The 17778-nt window shown below is 44.6% G+C and carries 16 protein-coding genes and 1 tRNA gene; 1 reads left to right on the top strand and 16 read right to left on the bottom strand.

What is annotated here, in order from left to right:
• Positions 1–34: 34 nt before the first annotated feature.
• From dnaG to C0979_RS00680, 6 genes are all read right to left on the bottom strand, one after another.
• The gene (gene dnaG, locus C0979_RS00705) at positions 35–1810 is read right to left on the bottom strand and encodes a DNA primase (protein WP_101694744.1); all 1776 of its coding nucleotides are present in this window, start codon (positions 1808–1810) and stop codon (positions 35–37) included.
• 46 nt (positions 1811–1856) lie between these two features.
• Positions 1857–2861, bottom strand: coding sequence for a deoxyguanosinetriphosphate triphosphohydrolase (locus tag C0979_RS00700; protein ID WP_101694158.1), 1005 nt, complete (start codon positions 2859–2861; stop codon positions 1857–1859).
• 77 nt (positions 2862–2938) lie between these two features.
• A tRNA-Leu gene (locus tag C0979_RS00695) sits at positions 2939–3023 on the bottom strand.
• A 68-nt stretch (positions 3024–3091) separates the two neighbouring features.
• The gene (locus C0979_RS00690) at positions 3092–3631 is read right to left on the bottom strand and encodes a DUF5662 family protein (RefSeq protein ID WP_101694157.1); all 540 of its coding nucleotides are present in this window, start codon (positions 3629–3631) and stop codon (positions 3092–3094) included.
• A gap of 11 nt (positions 3632–3642) precedes the next feature.
• On the bottom strand, positions 3643–5391 hold the full coding sequence (locus C0979_RS00685; RefSeq protein WP_242962614.1) for an alpha-amylase family glycosyl hydrolase: 1749 nt from the start codon (positions 5389–5391) through the stop codon (positions 3643–3645).
• 47 nt (positions 5392–5438) lie between these two features.
• Complete coding sequence (locus C0979_RS00680) at positions 5439–6458, bottom strand: sugar ABC transporter substrate-binding protein (RefSeq protein ID WP_101694156.1); 1020 nt, start codon at positions 6456–6458, stop codon at positions 5439–5441.
• Between the two features lie 164 nt (positions 6459–6622).
• Here C0979_RS00680 and C0979_RS00675 point away from each other — a divergent pair, with 164 nt between their 5' ends.
• Complete coding sequence (locus tag C0979_RS00675; RefSeq protein WP_101694155.1) at positions 6623–6910, top strand: DUF1292 domain-containing protein; 288 nt, start codon at positions 6623–6625, stop codon at positions 6908–6910.
• Here C0979_RS00675 and C0979_RS00670 read toward each other — a convergent pair.
• The 10 genes from C0979_RS00670 to trxB all read right to left on the bottom strand — a co-directional run bounded on the left by C0979_RS00670 (position 6896) and on the right by trxB (position 17750).
• Positions 6896–8740: an ATP-dependent helicase gene (locus C0979_RS00670; RefSeq protein WP_101694154.1), complete on the bottom strand. Its 1845-nt coding sequence runs from the start codon at positions 8738–8740 to the stop codon at positions 6896–6898. The genes C0979_RS00675 and C0979_RS00670 overlap by 15 nt on opposite strands.
• Before the next feature lie 39 nt (positions 8741–8779).
• Positions 8780–10240, bottom strand: coding sequence for a glutamate--tRNA ligase (gene gltX / locus C0979_RS00665; RefSeq protein WP_101694153.1), 1461 nt, complete (start codon positions 10238–10240; stop codon positions 8780–8782).
• Positions 10241–10301: 61 nt separating this feature from the next.
• The gene (locus tag C0979_RS00660; RefSeq protein WP_101694152.1) at positions 10302–10802 is read right to left on the bottom strand and encodes a threonine/serine exporter family protein; all 501 of its coding nucleotides are present in this window, start codon (positions 10800–10802) and stop codon (positions 10302–10304) included.
• Positions 10799–12025 (bottom strand): GNAT family N-acetyltransferase, encoded by a 1227-nt coding sequence (locus tag C0979_RS00655; protein ID WP_101694151.1) that lies wholly within the window; start codon positions 12023–12025, stop codon positions 10799–10801. The genes C0979_RS00660 and C0979_RS00655 overlap by 4 nt, the downstream gene beginning before the upstream one ends.
• 57 nt (positions 12026–12082) lie before the next feature.
• Positions 12083–13024, bottom strand: coding sequence for an InlB B-repeat-containing protein (locus C0979_RS00650; protein WP_101694150.1), 942 nt, complete (start codon positions 13022–13024; stop codon positions 12083–12085).
• Between the two features lie 99 nt (positions 13025–13123).
• The gene (grdD, locus tag C0979_RS00645) at positions 13124–14278 is read right to left on the bottom strand and encodes a glycine/sarcosine/betaine reductase complex component C subunit alpha (RefSeq protein ID WP_101694149.1); all 1155 of its coding nucleotides are present in this window, start codon (positions 14276–14278) and stop codon (positions 13124–13126) included.
• Between the two features lie 12 nt (positions 14279–14290).
• Positions 14291–15829 (bottom strand): glycine/sarcosine/betaine reductase complex component C subunit beta, encoded by a 1539-nt coding sequence (gene grdC, locus C0979_RS00640; RefSeq protein ID WP_101694148.1) that lies wholly within the window; start codon positions 15827–15829, stop codon positions 14291–14293.
• A gap of 90 nt (positions 15830–15919) precedes the next feature.
• On the bottom strand, positions 15920–16381 hold the full coding sequence (gene grdA / locus C0979_RS00635) for a glycine/sarcosine/betaine reductase complex selenoprotein A (protein ID WP_101694147.1): 462 nt from the start codon (positions 16379–16381) through the stop codon (positions 15920–15922).
• A gap of 68 nt (positions 16382–16449) precedes the next feature.
• Positions 16450–16767: a thioredoxin TrxA gene (gene trxA, locus C0979_RS00630; RefSeq protein WP_101694146.1), complete on the bottom strand. Its 318-nt coding sequence runs from the start codon at positions 16765–16767 to the stop codon at positions 16450–16452.
• 38 nt (positions 16768–16805) lie between these two features.
• Positions 16806–17750 (bottom strand): thioredoxin-disulfide reductase, encoded by a 945-nt coding sequence (gene trxB, locus C0979_RS00625; RefSeq protein WP_101694145.1) that lies wholly within the window; start codon positions 17748–17750, stop codon positions 16806–16808.
• Between the last annotated feature and the right edge of the window lie 28 nt (positions 17751–17778).

Below are 17778 nucleotides of genomic sequence, written 5' to 3'. Positions count from 1 at the left end.
GCCCATCCTCTCATTGCTTGTTTATATTTTATCCTTAATTAATAGAAATATGCAGTTTCTGCAGGTCCTGCAGCTTACGCTTCGCATCCATCAGCCGCTGCAGTCCGCTGATATCTGTCGCATCCAAATGCCTGGTAGCTTCCTCAATACTGTGGCTTTTTACCCGGACTACGGTCTCCATCAACGCTTTCTCCTGTTCCTTTACCGTCGTCAGCTCTTTGATTTTTGTATGGAACAATCCCGCAACTTCTCTATGTTCTTCCTCATCTGTAAAATGATTCATAATCTGCGCCGGGTTCACAGTATGTTCCCGGTACTGCTCATATACCAGCTCCGCCACTTTGCGGTACAACCCTTCCGAGAAATCTTCCGGAGTAATGTACCTTTCAATCTGTCGGAAAATCGCTTCGTCCTCGATCAGCCAGGTCAGTAAGATTTTTTGAGATTTTAAAATCCCATCTTCCTTTCCCTTTTCTCTGTTCTGTGTAGTTTTCGGCCTCTCCACTGGCTTGGCAAGCCCCTGCTGAATTGCCATCTTGGTCACCAGTTTGCGAAGATCCTCATACCCTACGTGGTAGGACGATGCTACGGCTTCTATGTAATTATTACGTTCGATCTCTTCCTCAAACTCCGTCAGGCGTCTCGCTGCCTCCCGCATAAATCCCGTCTTGCCTTCCGGGGAATGCATATCATAACTACGCTCCAGAATCTCCAAACTGAACATGAAACCATTTCTCGCCTTTTGGATCCTCTCTTCAAAAGCTTCTGCTCCCAGATTCTTAATGAATTCATCCGGATCTTTATAAGGATCCATACGGATCACTCTTGCACTGATTCCCACATTTTTCAGAATCGGAACTGCCCGAAGCGCCGCCTTAGTTCCCGCCTCGTCGCTGTCATAAGTCAGGTATACCTCCTGCACATACCGCTTGATCAGCGAAGCATGTCCAGGTGTCAAAGCCGTCCCAAGGGATGCCACCGCATTGGTAAATCCAGCCTGATGAAGGGAAATCACATCCATGTACCCCTCACACAGCAGGAAATAAGGACGTCTGGAGCTTCTTGCTCTGTTCAGTCCGTACAAATTCCGGCTTTTATCAAAGATCACCGTCTCCGGTGAATTCAAATACTTGGGTTTTGCATCTCCCATTACACGGCCGCCAAAGCCAATCACACGGTTATTTGCATCCATAATCGGGAACATCACCCGGTTCCAGAATTTGTCATAAACACCCTTTTTCTCATCTACCGTAATCAGTCCCGCTTTGGCAATCATCTCGTCTGCATAGCCCTTTGATTTCAGATACCGATAGAGATCATCGCTGTATTTATTAGAGTATCCCAATCCAAACCCTTTGATTGTCTCATCGTCAAGTTCACGCCTTTTCAGGTAATCTAATGCCTGAGCGCCATGCTCTGACTTTAACTGTACATAAAAATACTGGGCAGCGGCCTTATTGATCTCTAAAAGCACTCCTTTTAGATCCGCCCGCGCCTTTGCCTCCTTGGAATATTCCTGCTCCGGCAAACTTACGCCTGCCCGATCCGCCAGGTATTTTAACGCTTCCACAAAGGAATAATTCTCATATTCCATAAGGAAGGTAAATACGTTGCCGCCTGCGCCGCAGCCAAAACAATAGTACATCTGTTTCTGCCTGCTTACGGAAAAAGACGGTGATTTCTCATTGTGAAACGGACATAGGCCAAAATAGGAACTTCCCTTTTTCTGCAGTTTTACATAACCGGATATTACATCCACAATATCATTTTTTGCTCTTACTTCTTCTACGATTTCATCAGAATAATACATTTTTAAGCCCTCATATATAATATTCGACAAAAGAATCGGATTTCCTTTAATTTTTCCAAGATTCCGGAACAAAATATTTTTCAAAGGTCTGCACCGCATAATTATCGGTCATTCCTGCGATATAATCGCAGACCACCTGCTCTTCCTTTTCTCCTTCTTCCAGCATATCCTGATAGAATTGAGGCAATAAATCCAAATGGGCTCGATAATAATGATATAGTTCCCCCACCATATTCACCGCTTTGTACTCTTCCCCTTTTGCTATCGGATTCATATAGACATGTGTAAATAAGAAGGAGCGAAGTCCTTTCATGGCTCCTTCCACTTCCTCTGACATTCGGATAACCGGCTGATCCATACTGTTGGTAATCACATCATGGATCATGGAATTCAGACGGATCCGAGGCGTTTCACCTAGAATTTCCCGATATTCTTTTGGGATTTCTTCTTCCGAGAGAATTCCACCTCGAATTGCATCATCCATGTCATGGTAAATGTACGCAATTTTGTCAGAAAGCCTTACAATCTGTCCTTCCAGCGTTGCAGGAGTTGTCCCTGTCTTATGATTTAGAATTCCGTCTCTGACCTCCCAGGTCAGATTTAACCCTCTGCCCTGCTTCTCCAGACGCTCCACCACGCGTACGCTCTGCTCGTTATGTCGAAACCCCAGCGAACACACCTGATTCAAGGCTCTCTCGCCTGCATGTCCAAAAGGGGTATGTCCAAGATCATGCCCAAGCGCAATCGCCTCCACTAAATCTTCATTTAAGCGCAGCGCCTTCGCGATCGTCCTTGCATTTTGAGATACCTCTAACGTATGGGTAAGCCTCGTCCGGTAATGATCCCCTTTCGCCAGCAAAAATACCTGAGTCTTCTGGCGAAGTCGCCGAAACGCCTTGCTGTGGAGAATCCGATCTCGATCCCTCTGGTAAACCGGACGAATATCGCACTCCTCTTCCGGCTGCCGCCTTCCTCTTGACTGACTGCTTCTTGAGGCATAAGGACTTAAATACTGAAGTTCCCACTGTTCCATCTGTTCTCTGATCGTCATATGCATTCTCCTATCATTTTGCAAATACAAAAAATGAGAAACCTTTACCACAAAGATTTCTCATCCATTTAACGAACTGCGGAAGATGGGACTTGAACCCACACGATCGCATTGATCACAAGATCCTTAGTCTTGCTCGTCTGCCAGTTCCGACACTTCCGCAAGTGACGCTCTATCGACCGTCCGAAGATTATATTACTATATGAATAAGGAAATGTCAACACTATTTTTTAATTTTTTTGAAGAATTTTATGACGAATATAAGCGAAGGTTTCTTCTTCCCCTTTTTCTGCCAACATCGTCAGCAGAAAATGAAGCTGCTTTGCCGTGTCTGGATGAATCATTCTGCCAAGCTTCGCCGCTCCCTGTTCATAATATGCCAAAGGGTGCGTATCCTTATAATTCTCCCCCTGATAAGTCTTGGACGCTGCAATCCGGTCTATGAACATCTCGATCACATAGCGAGTCGGCATCTTCTGACCTACAATCCCTTCTCCCGGGTTTACGCTATAGTCAATCCAATACTCATAGTGGTGTCTGTTTCTTCCTTTGTGGTGAAGCCACGCCTTCGAGTACCCGGTACTCTCCCGCTCCGCATTATTGGGACTTCTGGTCCCCTGATAATATCTACAGCCCACCAAAAATTCCGTCGGAGAATATTTCGACAGGTCATGCATCAGCCCCTGCCGATACAGCCCTACTTTGAAGCAGCCCTTCATCACCAGCCATTTATGATGATTAATTGTCCGCAGATGTTGTAACGCTTTCATATTCTTCTCTCCTACATCCCTGCCAGAAGCATCACTGTTCGATCCTCTACCGGCACCATTTTCTGATTTTCCAGCTTTATCGGTTTCTCCAGCACGCCTTCTCTGGTTGACGCAATCCGATACCATTTTTGATTCTTCCCAAGAGCAGGCAGTGCAAATTCATGCTCCAGCCAATGCATATTATATGCCACAAAACACGCCGCTTTCTTTTCTCCGTCTCCGTCATCACCGCTGTAATACACGCCAAGCTGCCGGCTGTATACTTCTGATGGAGTTCTCCATGCGCTCTCACCGTGATAAGATACATCCGGTACCCCGCACCTGGTTTTATCCAACCCTTGCATCTCCTTAGCCGGGGCAAATACCGGATACTGTTTCCGGATTCGGATCAGCGCCTTCACAAAGGCATGAAGCTCCGCTTCTTTTTCCAATTTTCTCCAGTCCAGCCACGCAGTGCTATTATCCTGACAATAGACATTGTTATTCCCTTTCTGCGTATTTGCGAACTCGTCTCCTGCTAAAATACAGGGTGTCCCTTGTGCCGTTAAAAGCAGAAACCACGCATTATAGAGCTGCTTCTTTCTAAGTTCCAGTACCGTTTTTTTCTTTGTCGGTCCCTCCGCTCCACAATTCCAGCTGTAATTATAATCCGGGCCGTCCTGGTTCTGCTCGCCATTTGCCTCGTTATGCTTCCCATCATAAGAAACCATATCGTACATCGTAAATCCCGTATGGCCTGCTATATTATTAAAGATGCCTTCTCCTTCACTGCTGTGTCGAAGCCAGTAAATCACATCGCCAACCATTCCTTCATCCCCCTTCAGGAACCGACGCATTACCGTCTGAAATCCCGTCTGGTGAGTCATAATCTTCGATGTTCCCAGAATCGGATCTGCCAAAATCCCTTCCATAGGAGCAACCAAAGGATTCAGGATAAAGCCATCCACATGATATTCCATCACATAATACCGCAGACATTCTTCCATCATCTGCTTTGGCATCTTGTCGGTAAACGGCATTTCAAATACAACTTCTATCCCCGCTCTGTGACATGCCTTCACCATCTCTTTGCATTCCGTCACCGGATCTTTTGATGCCGCATAGGCGCTTTTAGGCGCAAAACAGAATGCTTCTCCATACCCCCAATAATTGGTATAACGTTTACACTCTTCAAATTCATATACCGGCATACATTGAATCTGATTTACGCCCAGGTCTACAAGATAGGGGAGCTTTTCAATCACCCCCTGAAACGTTCCTTTCCCTTTCACGCCAGAAGAGAAATGCTTCGTAAAACCTCTTACATGAAGACTGTAAGCAACAACCTGATGATACGGAATCTCAAGGGGAGCATCCCCTTCCCAGTCGAACGCTTTTTGACTCAAGCTTCCGCGCACTTCATGCTGCTGTACATCACACGGCTTTCCCCATACGCTCTTTCCTTCCAGAGCCTTCGCATAAGGATCGACCACAATCTGATCTCCGATTTGATAATTGTATTCATAACAGGACGTATCCAAGCCCTCAAGCGCCACACTCCAAACTCTTCCGGATGCTCTCTTCATCGGGAAAACCTTCCAGGGTTTCGTCTCCCCCTTCCGGTAAAGAATCAGACAGGCAGAACTTCCGGCAGGAACAGAAACTGCGAAATTCACTTTTCCATCTGCTGCCTTGACGCCAAGCGGAAGGGGATCTCCTGTCACTGCAGTAATCTCCACACAATCACATCCCGATTCCCTACAGTCCGTCTCTATCTCCATTTTCTTTTTCCTGCATGCCTCTTCCATATCCTGTCCACCCTTTCTGTCTATTGCCAGCCATCCACGCCGTACATTTCCACATTATCTTTGTTAATCAGAAAAACTTCTTCAAAAGTCTCCTTCTCATATTCTTCTCCATCCAGCACTTTTACTGCAATCTGCGCTGCCGTCTTCCCGATATTAATCGGAGACTGAGCTGCTGTCGCCGCGATCTGGCTGTCTAGCTTTTTCAACTCTTTTTTAATATCCGGTGAGCCGTCCACTCCATAAATCAGCACTTCATCCAGCCCTGCCAAATTAACCGCAGTTATCACTGCAACCGCCAGCTGATCATTTCCACACATAATCGCTGTCACATCCGGGTGTTCTTCTATCATTGCTGTTGCCACCTCAAGCGCTTTCTCAAACTGACCGCCCGTATCCTCTCTGGCTACCACTTCAAATCCATTTTCCGCCTTGGTAATTGCCTCCTCAAATCCGGTAATTCGGTCGTTAACGGAATTTTGTGCCGGACTCTCTAAAATTGCTACCTTTCCGCCTGATGGACATTTTTCAATCAGATCCTGTCCACAGATATATCCTGCCTCCCGATTATCCGATCCCACATAGGCATCCACATAGTCCATCTCTTTCACCTGGCTGTCCACATTGATAATCTTTACCCCTGCTTCTTTTAATTCCTCCAGTGACGGAGTAATCTCTTCCCAGTCTACCGGACTTAAAAATACTGCATCTACGCCTTCTTCTATCATCTCGCTTAACTGACTTGCCTGAAGCTTCGGATCTGATGCCGGATCTTTCATCGTCAGCGTATAGCCTTCTTTTTCCAATTCCTCCCGGATTGATGCCTCCAGTGTAATAAAATAAGGATTTTCCATATCGATTCCGGAAAAGCCGAAATGATACCCTTCTCCTTCACCAGAGTCCTCTTCTCCTTCTGTTCCTTCTTTCGTTTCTTCTTTCACCGCATTGTCTTCCGGTGTTCCAACATTCTTTTTGCATCCGGATAATGCGAAAATGCACACGAGCATCACTGCCAACACGCTTAACATTCTTTTCTTCTGCATAATGACATCCTCCTTAATCTGTGTTTTTCCCACACGGACAGCCTTATTTTACAACATTTTTACCGTTTTGGCTACTCTTTTCATTTTTCCTTGCTTTTTAGAGATTCCTTTGGTAGAGTAAAGATATCGAATAAAGATATCTATAAAACAAAGGAGAGCAAATCATGGATGAATTTATGACAGTTGAACTGACTCTTGATAATGATGAGGTAGTAGAATGTGCCATTCTGACTTTATTTGAAGCCGGAGAGAATCAGTACATTGCACTGCTTCCATTAAATGAAGAAGGCGAGACCGAAGAAGGCGATGTATATCTGTACCGCTATATTGAGAATGCCGACGGCGAGCCGGAACTTCAAAACATCGAGGACGATGACGAATACGAAATCGCCGCAGATGCTTTTGACGAGTGGATGGATACGCAGGAATTTGAAGAATTAGACGAAGAGTAATTCTTCTGCAAAACGGGATGGGCTTAGGTCTTTCCCGTTTTTTTCTTTTGCATAACTAATGATCAGCTTCTGTTTTGCCCGTGTCATAGCTACATAGAAGAGTCTGCGTTCTTCCTCAATCTCTTCTGCCGTCTTTGCCTTCTTATAAGGCGTGCACCCTTCATTTGCATGGATCAGAAATACCTGTTCAAATTCCAGACCTTTGGCGCCATGCATCGTCATCATTGCCACACCGTCCGGTTTTCTTTGATTCTCCCTCATCTGAAGTCTTCTCAAAGTTTCCCTATATTCTTCGATATGCGCAAACCACTCCTGGGCTGTTCGATAAGCTTTTGCCTGACTGTGGATTTCCTCTAAAACCAACTTAAGCTCCTCGAAAGAAAGTTGTCTGGAAGCCGCATATTCCTTCAGATATTCTTCATATCCTATATTTTTGCGGATATACTGAACTGCCGCATACGGCGTTTTGTCACGAATCATCTTCATATCCCATTCCCACTGATCAATTCGATCCATCATCCAGTCCTTATCACAATAAAAATTCCTCATAGACTCATAGGTCACCGGCTCCCCTTCCATGCTGTCCCTGCTAAGATAACGATTGGGCTTATTTGCCACCTGTAAAAAATATGCCCGTTTCCAGTCTTTCTGAGCCAGATGAAGATAACTAAGAAGATCCGCCGCAATAAAGTGATCATAAAGGTTCTGAATACGCTCCTTCATCGTAAAGGGAATCTGCTGCTTGGACAATGCTTCCGATACAGCTCTTGCATCCGCAACGGTCCGGTACAACACTGCCATCTCGCTGTAAGGAATTCCCTTCTGTGCTGCAATCTTAATTTGATCTGCCACATACTCTGCTTCTTCTGCCGGATCCTGAACTTCCTGAATATGAACACTATCTCCCGCTTCCCGACTGGAGCAAATCGCTTTATCAAAGCGCATCTTATTGTTCCCGATTACTCGAAGCGCCCCGTTTACAATATGCCCGGAAGATCGGTAATTGATATCTAAAAGAATCCGATCGGCCTGTGGATAATCCTTTTGAAACTGCATCATAATCCCCGGCTTCGCCCCGCGGAATCCATAAACCGATTGATCATCATCCCCTACCACGAACAGATTGTTCTGCGGCGCTGCCAGCATCCGCACCACATCATACTGAGCCTGATTAATATCCTGAAATTCATCCACCAAAATATACTGAAACTTCTCCTGCCATTTCTTCAAAATATCCGGCCGGTGAAGAAAAAGCGCCCTGCATTTGATCAGCATATCTTCAAAATCAATCTTGCGAAGCTCCTGCTTCATCCGTTCATAATTCCGATACAGTTCCCGAAATCTCTCTGTTCCATACTTTTGGGATTCATACGTGCGGATATCCCTGCAGTTATTCTTAATGTTGCCGATTTCTGCCGCTAATTCCTGCAAATATTCTTTTTCTTCTCCGGCTCCTTTTAATTCTTCCCAAGAAAGCTTCGTTGCCGCTTCTCGAATTAATATGTATTTTTCTTCATCACTTAAAAGATTGCTCTGATTTAAACCATATGCCCATTTCAGGATTCCATAATAAATTCCATGGAAGGTACCAAAAGTCACGGCAGTATTTCCGCAGCCATGCAGGGAACAAAACCGTTCCTTCATCTCTTTTGCGGCATACTTTGTAAAGGTAATGACCAGAATTTCTTCTGGTCTTACCCTATACTTTGTAATCAGATATTCGATTCTTTTTGCAATGGTAAGTGTCTTCCCGGAACCGGGACCGGCAAGGACCATACAAGGTCCTTCCCGATGGGCGACTGCCCTCTTCTGAGCGTGATTTAAACTCATGAGACTCCCCTTACTTGTTTTCTACTTATCTTTTTCCTGCTATTTCTGCAGTAATTCGATTCCTGCACGGATTCTTCTTAGAGATTCTTCTTTTCCCAAAATCTCCATAATCTCTGTTGCACCGCCCGGTGTGTTCTGTTTTCCTGATACCGCCGTTCTAACTGGCCACATCACAAATCCAGTCTTTACACCTTTCTCGTCTACATAACCTTTCAGCACCTCAAACAGCGCATCATTGCTGAAATCTTCCTGCTGCTCAAGAAGCGGCAGTACCTCCTGCAATACTTCCAGAGAATTTTCTTCATTCGTCTTCATTTTCTTATGACAGTACATTGCTGTATCATACTGCGGCAATTCTTCAAAGAAATCAATCTGCTCTTTCAAATCCGGAAGCACTTCAATTCTCGTCTTTACTAAAGCCGCAATCTTCTTCAAGTCACAATCCTTTGTCACAACCTCTTTCATATATGGTTCTGCCATCTGGTAGAACTTATCAAAGTCCATCGCTTTTAAGTATTCACCGTTCATCCATTTTAATTTTACCACATCGAATACGGCAGGTGATTTACTCATATGGCGATAATCAAAAGCCTTAATGAGCTCTTCCAAAGAGAAGATCTCCTGATTGTCAGACGGACACCATCCAAGCAGCGCCACATAATTGACAACTGCCTCTGTCACAAATCCCTGATCAATTAAATCTTCATAAGAAGAATGTCCACATCTCTTGCTAAGCTTCTTATGATTTTCATCTGTAATCAATGGGCAGTGTACATATACCGGAATGTCCCATCCAAACGCTTCATAAATCTTATTATACTTCGGCGCAGATGAAAGGTATTCATTTCCACGCACAACATGGGTGATTCCCATCAGATGATCATCGATTACATTTGCAAAATTATACGTCGGATAACCATCGGATTTGATCAGAATCAAATCTTCCATCTCCTTATTCGGAACGGTAATCTCTCCGTAAATGTCATCGTGGAATGTAGTCGTTCCTTCTGTCGGCATATTAAAGCGAATCACGTACGGCTTTCCTGCTGCCAGATTTGCTTCCACTTCTTCCTTACTCAATCCAAGACAGTGCTTATCATACACAACAATCTCTGTATCACTGCCCTCAGATACGCTGCTCCTTAAGGATTCCAGTCTCTCTTTGTCACAGAAGCAGTAATAAGCATCTCCCTGCTCAATCAGCTTCTTTGCATACTCCAGATAAAGACCAGATGCATTTCTCTCACTCTGCACATAAGGTCCTACACCTCCGTCCTTGTCCGGACCTTCATCATGCACCAACCCTGTCTCTTCCAGTGTATGATAGATGATCTCCAGCGCTCCCTCTACAAAACGCTCCTGATCGGTATCTTCGATTCTCAACATAAAGTCGCCATCCTCATGCTTTGCAATCAGATACGCATACAACGCTGTTCTTAAATTCCCTACATGCATTCTTCCCGTAGGACTTGGTGCAAATCTTGTTCTTACTTTACTCATGTCCTCTAATCTCCTAACTTTTATTACTGTTTTTTATTGTAACACAGGCGGCATTGTTCCTTCAACCTTGCAGCCGATTTTTACGATTTCTCCTAAACCGGATCTTCCTAAGTCTGATCTTTTGACGCCAATATCCCATCTGGAATGCTTCACGCGGAATGGAAATAATAAAGGCGATACCCAACACAATGCCAAATGCAATCTTAATGGATTCCATTCCTTTCTGCGCCGCCATAGACAACTGATTCATAACCAAATAGTACGCCGTATAATACACTCCGGCCCCCGGTACCAGCGGGATAATCCCGGATACCAGAAAAATGGTAATCGGACACTTCATCCGCACGGTCAGCATTCGTGAAATCAGAACTACCATAAGCGCTGCCAGAAAGGACGCTACCGCAGAAGATGCATACAAGTGTACGCCTTTGTATACCAGCCATCCGACCGCACCGGTCATTCCACAACTTAAATAATATCGCTTCGGAACATTAAACATCATGGCAAATCCAACGGTTCCCATAAATGCACACACGCCATTGACAAGGATTCCTTCTATCATATCATCCCTCCCAATCTATAATAAAGACTTAATACGCATCCCACTCCGATCGCGATATATACGAACACCAAGAGCGCGTCTATCATACGGACCGTTCCCGACAGAAAATCACTATCCGCAATATCACGGATTGCATTGACAAATGCAAGTCCCGGCACCAGTGGCATAATCGCCCCGATAATAATGCCGTCAATCCGCATCGCATTCCAGAAAATCAAATACTGGAAAAGCAGCGTAAATGCGGTAAGCAAAACTCCGCCGATGATATTGACAATAATTTTCGACATATGGTTGCGCTTTCCGATCAATACCCAGACATTTACCAAACAGCCGATGACAAAGGCCACCGCACTTTCTAACGGTGTAGAACCAAGCATCACTCCAAAAAATCCGCTTCCGATACCACCGGCAAGAATCTGTACATATGCCTTCTTTGGCGGTATCTCATCGATCTCTTTCAGTCGTTCTACCGCCTCATTAATGGTCACATGACCTGCTGAAATCTCTCTGGAAAGATCATTAACTTCCGCCACAACTCCAAGATGCGGTGCAGATAACGGAACGTGTTTTACTCTTGTATACGCCTCTTCCTCCCCATTTTCTGCGCTGACAAAAATCGCATGGCTCAGTGTAAAGATATCTACATGATTGACGTGAAACCGTTTACAGATCCGGGTAATGGTCTCCTCCACACGAAAGATCTCCGCCCCGTTTTTCAACAGGATTCGTCCTGCTTCAATCGCCATATCTACGACTTTTTTTACATCCAGCTTTGACTCTAGTGATTTTTTCAAATATATCATATCTACCAGGCGAACTCCTTCCTCGTAGATGGGTTCTTTGTAATGGTCTACAAAAAAATTGGCAATGATATGAGAGTTTACAAATCCACATTTCTCATAAAATCCAATTGTCTTTCTGCTGTTTCCCGTTCCCACATACATGGTATCGCACTGGCCGCTGTAATATTCACACACAAAATTTATCATATATCTGCCATAGCCCTTTCCCTGATCTTCCGTGAGCGTCGCAATATTCTTCAACTCACATTTATGATTCTTAAGAAGGGTTACCACGCAGACGGTTTTCACTTCTCCCTGATCCTTCAGGATAAACATATCGCCTTCATCCAGATACCGGTCCACCATGTCTTCCTGAGGATCTGCCACAAGAAGCAGATACATATAATCCCGCTTATCTTTGGTAATCTGTTGAATCTCCATCTTCTTTTCCTGCCTCCGATTTAATCCAACCTATTATAGCACCTGCTTCTTCAGAATTCAATCCGTGAATGGATCTTTTACTACTGCTCCATTCCTATGGTACAGCACGCCATCTTCACTATAATAAGATGGATTGGCCGGATCTGCCTCAATATACCAAAGCGGTTTTAATGAATCCAGTGCACCTTCTTCAATCTCTGTAATATTTGCCGTAATATAAAGCTCCAACACAGATTCATTCACGCCGTCAAATGCACCGGAAGCAATTCCGACACAATCCGGGCTTACCGGAAGTAAGAAGATTCCGTCTGCCACCAACAATTCGGACGTACATCCAATTAAGTATCCCCTCGCATCGGAGATGAAGCCAGCAAAATCTTTCCAACCGGCATACAAATCTAGTTCACTGATTCCTTCTTCTACCCCTTCATAAGGAATGGTACAGGCAGCATCCAGATACCAACCGGAGAACTCTTTCCCAAGTCTTCTTGGCTTCGTCCATGAAGCACCCACATCCGATATCTGTTCCTGATGTACGGATAATTCCGGCGCACCTCCATTCCCATGAAGGCGAACGGTACAGACTGAGGGCGCAGGAAGAGCATCCCCATGTCCGCCCATCTGATTTCCTTCTGCCACACTACCGGGATTTGCAAAAGACTTCTCTATCGCCACATTCCTGGTGACTTCTGGCGCATTCGCTTGTTCAACCTCCCTTAATATCGTTATCCGTTCCGCACCTTCTGTCACTGCTATCCCGGGAAGTTCAGCCATGTTTAATAGCTCTATATTCTCATCTATCCGTTCATCTGTACCTGCGCTGCTTCGCATGTGAAGCGAAGCAGATGCCTCCAGCTTATATTCTCGATCCATCATTCCCGTCACCGCGCAAGTGTACAGAAATACCAGTCCTGCCACAACACAGATACTGATCCATATCCTGTGAATCAAACCCTTTTTCTCATATTCTACTTCATTCAGTCTGAGTATCGCTTCCATCTCTTACCATCTCACCTCATATTTTTGATTCTGATCAACAGAAAAGTGGCATCTTGCCACAGCAAGCGCCACTTTCCCCAAGATGATCACTCATACTTTTTAATTAATGTATCCGGCTTTCTTTAATTCTTCCTCAGCCTTTGCAAGGTTTGCATCTGATACACGGATGATCGGTCCCGTACATCCCATACCACTTTCTGCATAAACTCCAATCTTCCACAGCACTTTAACTGCATCTTCCAGATCCATAACTTCAATTCCCGGAATCTGTGCTGTTACGATCTCCTTCGGAGGCTCTTTTACCTCTTCTTCTGCAGCTGCCGGTTTAGATGCCGCCTTCACAGATCCTAAAATCTCATCAAAGCCAGCTTTCTTAACTGCTGCAAATTCCTCTTTTGCAACCTCAAATACTTTTCCTTTTACCAGCTGTGCTGCATAGCGAATTGCATTTGCAATCACCGGTGCACCACTGGCTCTTGATACGATCATTACCAGCTGTTCGTACCCTTCCCCAATTCCCGGGCCGTAGCCATAACCAGTTGCTTCAAAGCTTCCGCCTGTATTTGCAGAAGAAAGCATTTTCACCAGGATATTTCCGGTTAAAGAGTCTGTTACCATAATATCCGGAGATGCCTGAAGGACATCGTTTCCTCTCATAACGCATCCGCCATCTGCTCTTCCTGACTCCGCAAATGTGATTTCATATCCCTGGTCTTTCAACTGTTTCAGTGCTTTTTCCGTCTGACGGGCACCGTCTACATTCAGAATTCCAACGGTTGGATTGGCATTTCCACAAGCCTTTGCAGCAATGATTCCGTATACTGCATTTTTAATCATGCCTTCCACGCGGTCTGTACTGGAAGTTCCCGTTGTATTCGCGATGTACATTTCTTTTCCCTGCGCCGGTGTTACACAACGTCCAACGGTAGATACGCCGATTGGAAATGGGAAATGCATCGTCACTGCTGCATCTACTTCTTTGCTTGCCAGCAGCTCTTCCATCTTGTCATGGCCTTCTTCATCATTTGCCACTTTAATGGTCGTCACACCATCTGCTTCCAGAGTTCCGATATAGAACACATCAATTCCATCCTTTGCAGCCGCTACTGCAGCTGCCATAGAATTCTCTTCTCCGTGCTCACTTCCCATACCGGTAAGCGCAATCTTTGGTCGTTTTCCAAAGCTTCCAGTCTCCAGACCCTGTGCCATCTCCATAAAAGTGTCTGCAATCATTTTTTCAATATTCTTTGCCATCGTAACCACCCCTTACTCTGCCATCAGGGTAGCAGCAAAATCTTTCATAGCCTTTGCGATCAGTCCTTTTACCTCTTCTTCAGATACACCTGCAGCCGCTTCTGCTTCTGCTTTCGTATTTGCCTGAATCACAAAAGATACACCGTCGAATAAGTTGGTCATACGTCCAAGGAACAGACTTCCTTTTCCAACGATCATTGCTCTCTTCATCTTTCCTGCAAGGATATCCTCTCTTGCAAATCCAATATATGGAACACCTGATGGAATATGTCCCTGTGTTGGAGCCCATCCGGTCAAACCATGTTCTTTCGTAAAGCTTGCCAGTTCTTTCCGATCCAGTTCTCCGCGTTTTACTGCAAGAGCTGCGATCATCTTATAGTTTGCCATCGGAACATCTCCTGCTCCTGCCGGCTTTGTGATATCCGGATTCTGCATCTCTGGAGAGTACTTGTCAATATCCGTAATCTTAAGTCCTGCTCTTTCAAGAGGATCTGCAACAAGGCTTCCAATTACGTTCTGCGGAGCACTTCCTGTTCCTACCGTATGCCGTCCGAGAATATCAAGATTGATCTCTGGATTTTCACCGTCATTTTCTGCAACAATTACACAGAATCCTGCCAAACAATCCTCTAAGATCGGAAGACCTTTCTTTACATGGTCTTTTCCGTTCATACCAAGCTTTGCTGTACATCCGCCTGCTGTAACTGCCACACATTTGTAAGCTCCGGATTTAACAAGAGCTGCTGCTTCAATCAATGCGTGAGATGGTCCGGCACAGAATCCGCGGGCATCTGAACCTGTTGCATTATTCAGCATTGCAATTTCCGCTGCCGCTTTGGCAAAGTTTCCTCCACCTCTCTGATTCATATCTCCACATGCTTCCTCTGCACAGTCGATCACGTACTCTACGTCATCTTTGCTGATTCCTGCATTCTTTACGCCATACAATAATGCAAGCACGCTGGATGCCTTACTCATTAAGTTCTCATGCATAACATGAGCAGACAGATTCACATCGATATCATGCGCTCTCTTAACACATCCAACCAGTTTTCCTGCAACATAAAGACCTTCTGCATGTTCTTCATTAACAACTTTTTCAATCTCAGCAAGTTCCATACCCTCATGGAGTCTTGCCACAATATCCTCTGTAATAATTGGATCTGCAGCAAACGCCTCTTTATGCGCTGCTACAAACTCTTTATCAAGCATTACCACTTCAAACTGATCGCATGCCTGAACAAGAAGAATAAACTCTTCTTCTGGCATGATCTCACCGTATTTTCCATATCTCTCTGCTCCGTCTTTTTTCTTGTCATAATATGGAAATTCCACTTCTGCAAGATCATCCGGAGTTGCATTACCAATATATACCTGATTCGGCCAATAGCTCACACAATCCTCGTAAGAACGAAGATGACTCTCTAACTCTTTCAAATACTCAGATTCCGGATTTACGATTCTTTCTGTTGTCTGAGTTGTTCCGTTATATACCACCATCTGTGGTGTATGCGCAAGCACATAGCTTGCTCCTTTAATTACACTATTCATTGCAGTTTTCCACCTTTCATCGTTCTGAAAAAGAGGGGCAGTCCCCGATGTGGGAACACATGGGTCTGCCCCGTCTTCATAGCATGATTTCTATACCTGCTCTCTGATAGCTTCCATCTCTGATACGATATCGTCTACGTCAAGAACCATTTCCATCATACCAACCTGTTCATCATAAACTGCTTCGTCAAACTCTTCTTTGATCTCAGGTTCACATACATGATATACCGTGAGTCCAAGCTGGACCCCTGTCAATGGACCTGCGAAAGTAGGATCACCTAACGTAACGGTTTCTGCTGCAAGACCTGCAGCTTCACCTTCTGCTGCTCCAAGAACTACTACTAAGTTCTCTGCACCATACTCGTCAGCGAATTCTTTTACTCTCTTCTGGTTTTCCAGATCCATTGCGCCTGCGCTCGTTCAGACGAAACACTCCGTTGATGAAAATACAATCTCAGCGCCAGCAGTTTTTACGCACTCAGCAATTGCTGGTCCCGGGATTCCATCACGGTCTCCGATAATTATTGCTTTTTTCCCTTCTAAAATAGCCATAATTATGCTTTCTCCTTTCTTATGTGGTAAAAAACATGTTTATATATGATCAAGAAACACTCTGTAATTTAGATGTATTTCTGAATCATCGCTTCAATATTCTCCGGTGTAGCGTCATCTTTTACGACTTCTTCTACTTTTTCTCCATCTTTGTAAATAGCCATAACCGGAAGGCCAAGCACCTTCTGTGCAATTGCAAGACGGCGTGCCTTTGTTGTATTGAGAGAAGTAAATTTCATTTTATCGCCATATTTGTCAGCGAATCCATGAACGGTTGGCATAAGAGCCTGACATGGAACACATCCATCTCCATAGAAGTCTACAAATACATAGCCTTCTGCTTTCAATACTTCCTCTTCAAAATTTGTCTTATCAAGATCTAACATTGGTATCTCCTCCTTTTTGTTGTATATCCTTGCTGTTCTTAGAAGTAATCAGACATACTTCTTTCTACCTGAACTGCTGCGATTGCACCGTCAGCAGCTGCAGTAACAACCTGTCTTAAGCTCTTAACACGGACATCACCTGCTGCGTATACGCCAGGGATATTGGTATGCATATCTTCGTCCGTCTTAATATATCCTCTTTCATCCATGTCGATGATACCTTCAAATGGCTTGCTGTTCGGGATCGTTCCGATAAATCCGAATACGCCAAACATTCCGTCTTCTTCATCTGCTTCAACAGTTGTAACTTCACCCGTCTTAACATTTTTCACCTTCATCCACTGAAGAATATCGTCTCCGCCTACTTCCTCTACTACAGAATCCCACATAAATTCGATCTTCTCATTCTTAAATGCTTTCTCCTGAATAGATTTTGCAGCACGAAGTTCATTACGTCTGTGGATAATCGTAACTTTTCTTGCGAACTTGGTAAGGTACATTGCTTCTTCAACAGCAGAGTCTCCGCCTCCAACAACGTATACCTCAAAGTCTTCAAAAAAGTTTGCGTCACATGTTGCACAGTAGGATACACCTTTGCCCATGTATTCTGCTTCACCTTTACATCCGATTGGTCTTGCATGTGCACCTGTCGCAATGATCACATTACGTCCCTGATACTCAGCCTTTGCACTCTTTAAGACCTTTACCTCTCCCTCAAGAGATACTTCTGTAATGGTATCAGCCACACGCTCTGCTCCAAACTTTTCAGCCTGTGCAGTCATTCTTGCGATCAGAGATGGTCCTGATTCACCTTCTACAATCTGACCTGGATAGTTTTCAATTTCATCTGTAATCGCAATCTGTCCGCCATCCTGACCTTTTTCGATGATCAGAACGGAAAGACGGCTTCTTCCTGCGTATAGTCCTGCTGCTAAACCAGCAGGACCAGCACCCAGGACAATAACATCATAAATTTTACTCATTTTGTTATGTCTCCTTTAACACTTAAGT

The organism is Dorea phocaeensis, assembly GCF_900240315.1.
Taxonomy (GTDB): domain Bacteria; phylum Bacillota; class Clostridia; order Lachnospirales; family Lachnospiraceae; genus Dorea_B; species Dorea_B phocaeensis.
Note: the sequence above shows the minus strand (reverse complement) of the source record. Positions and strands in the feature narration are given on the sequence as shown.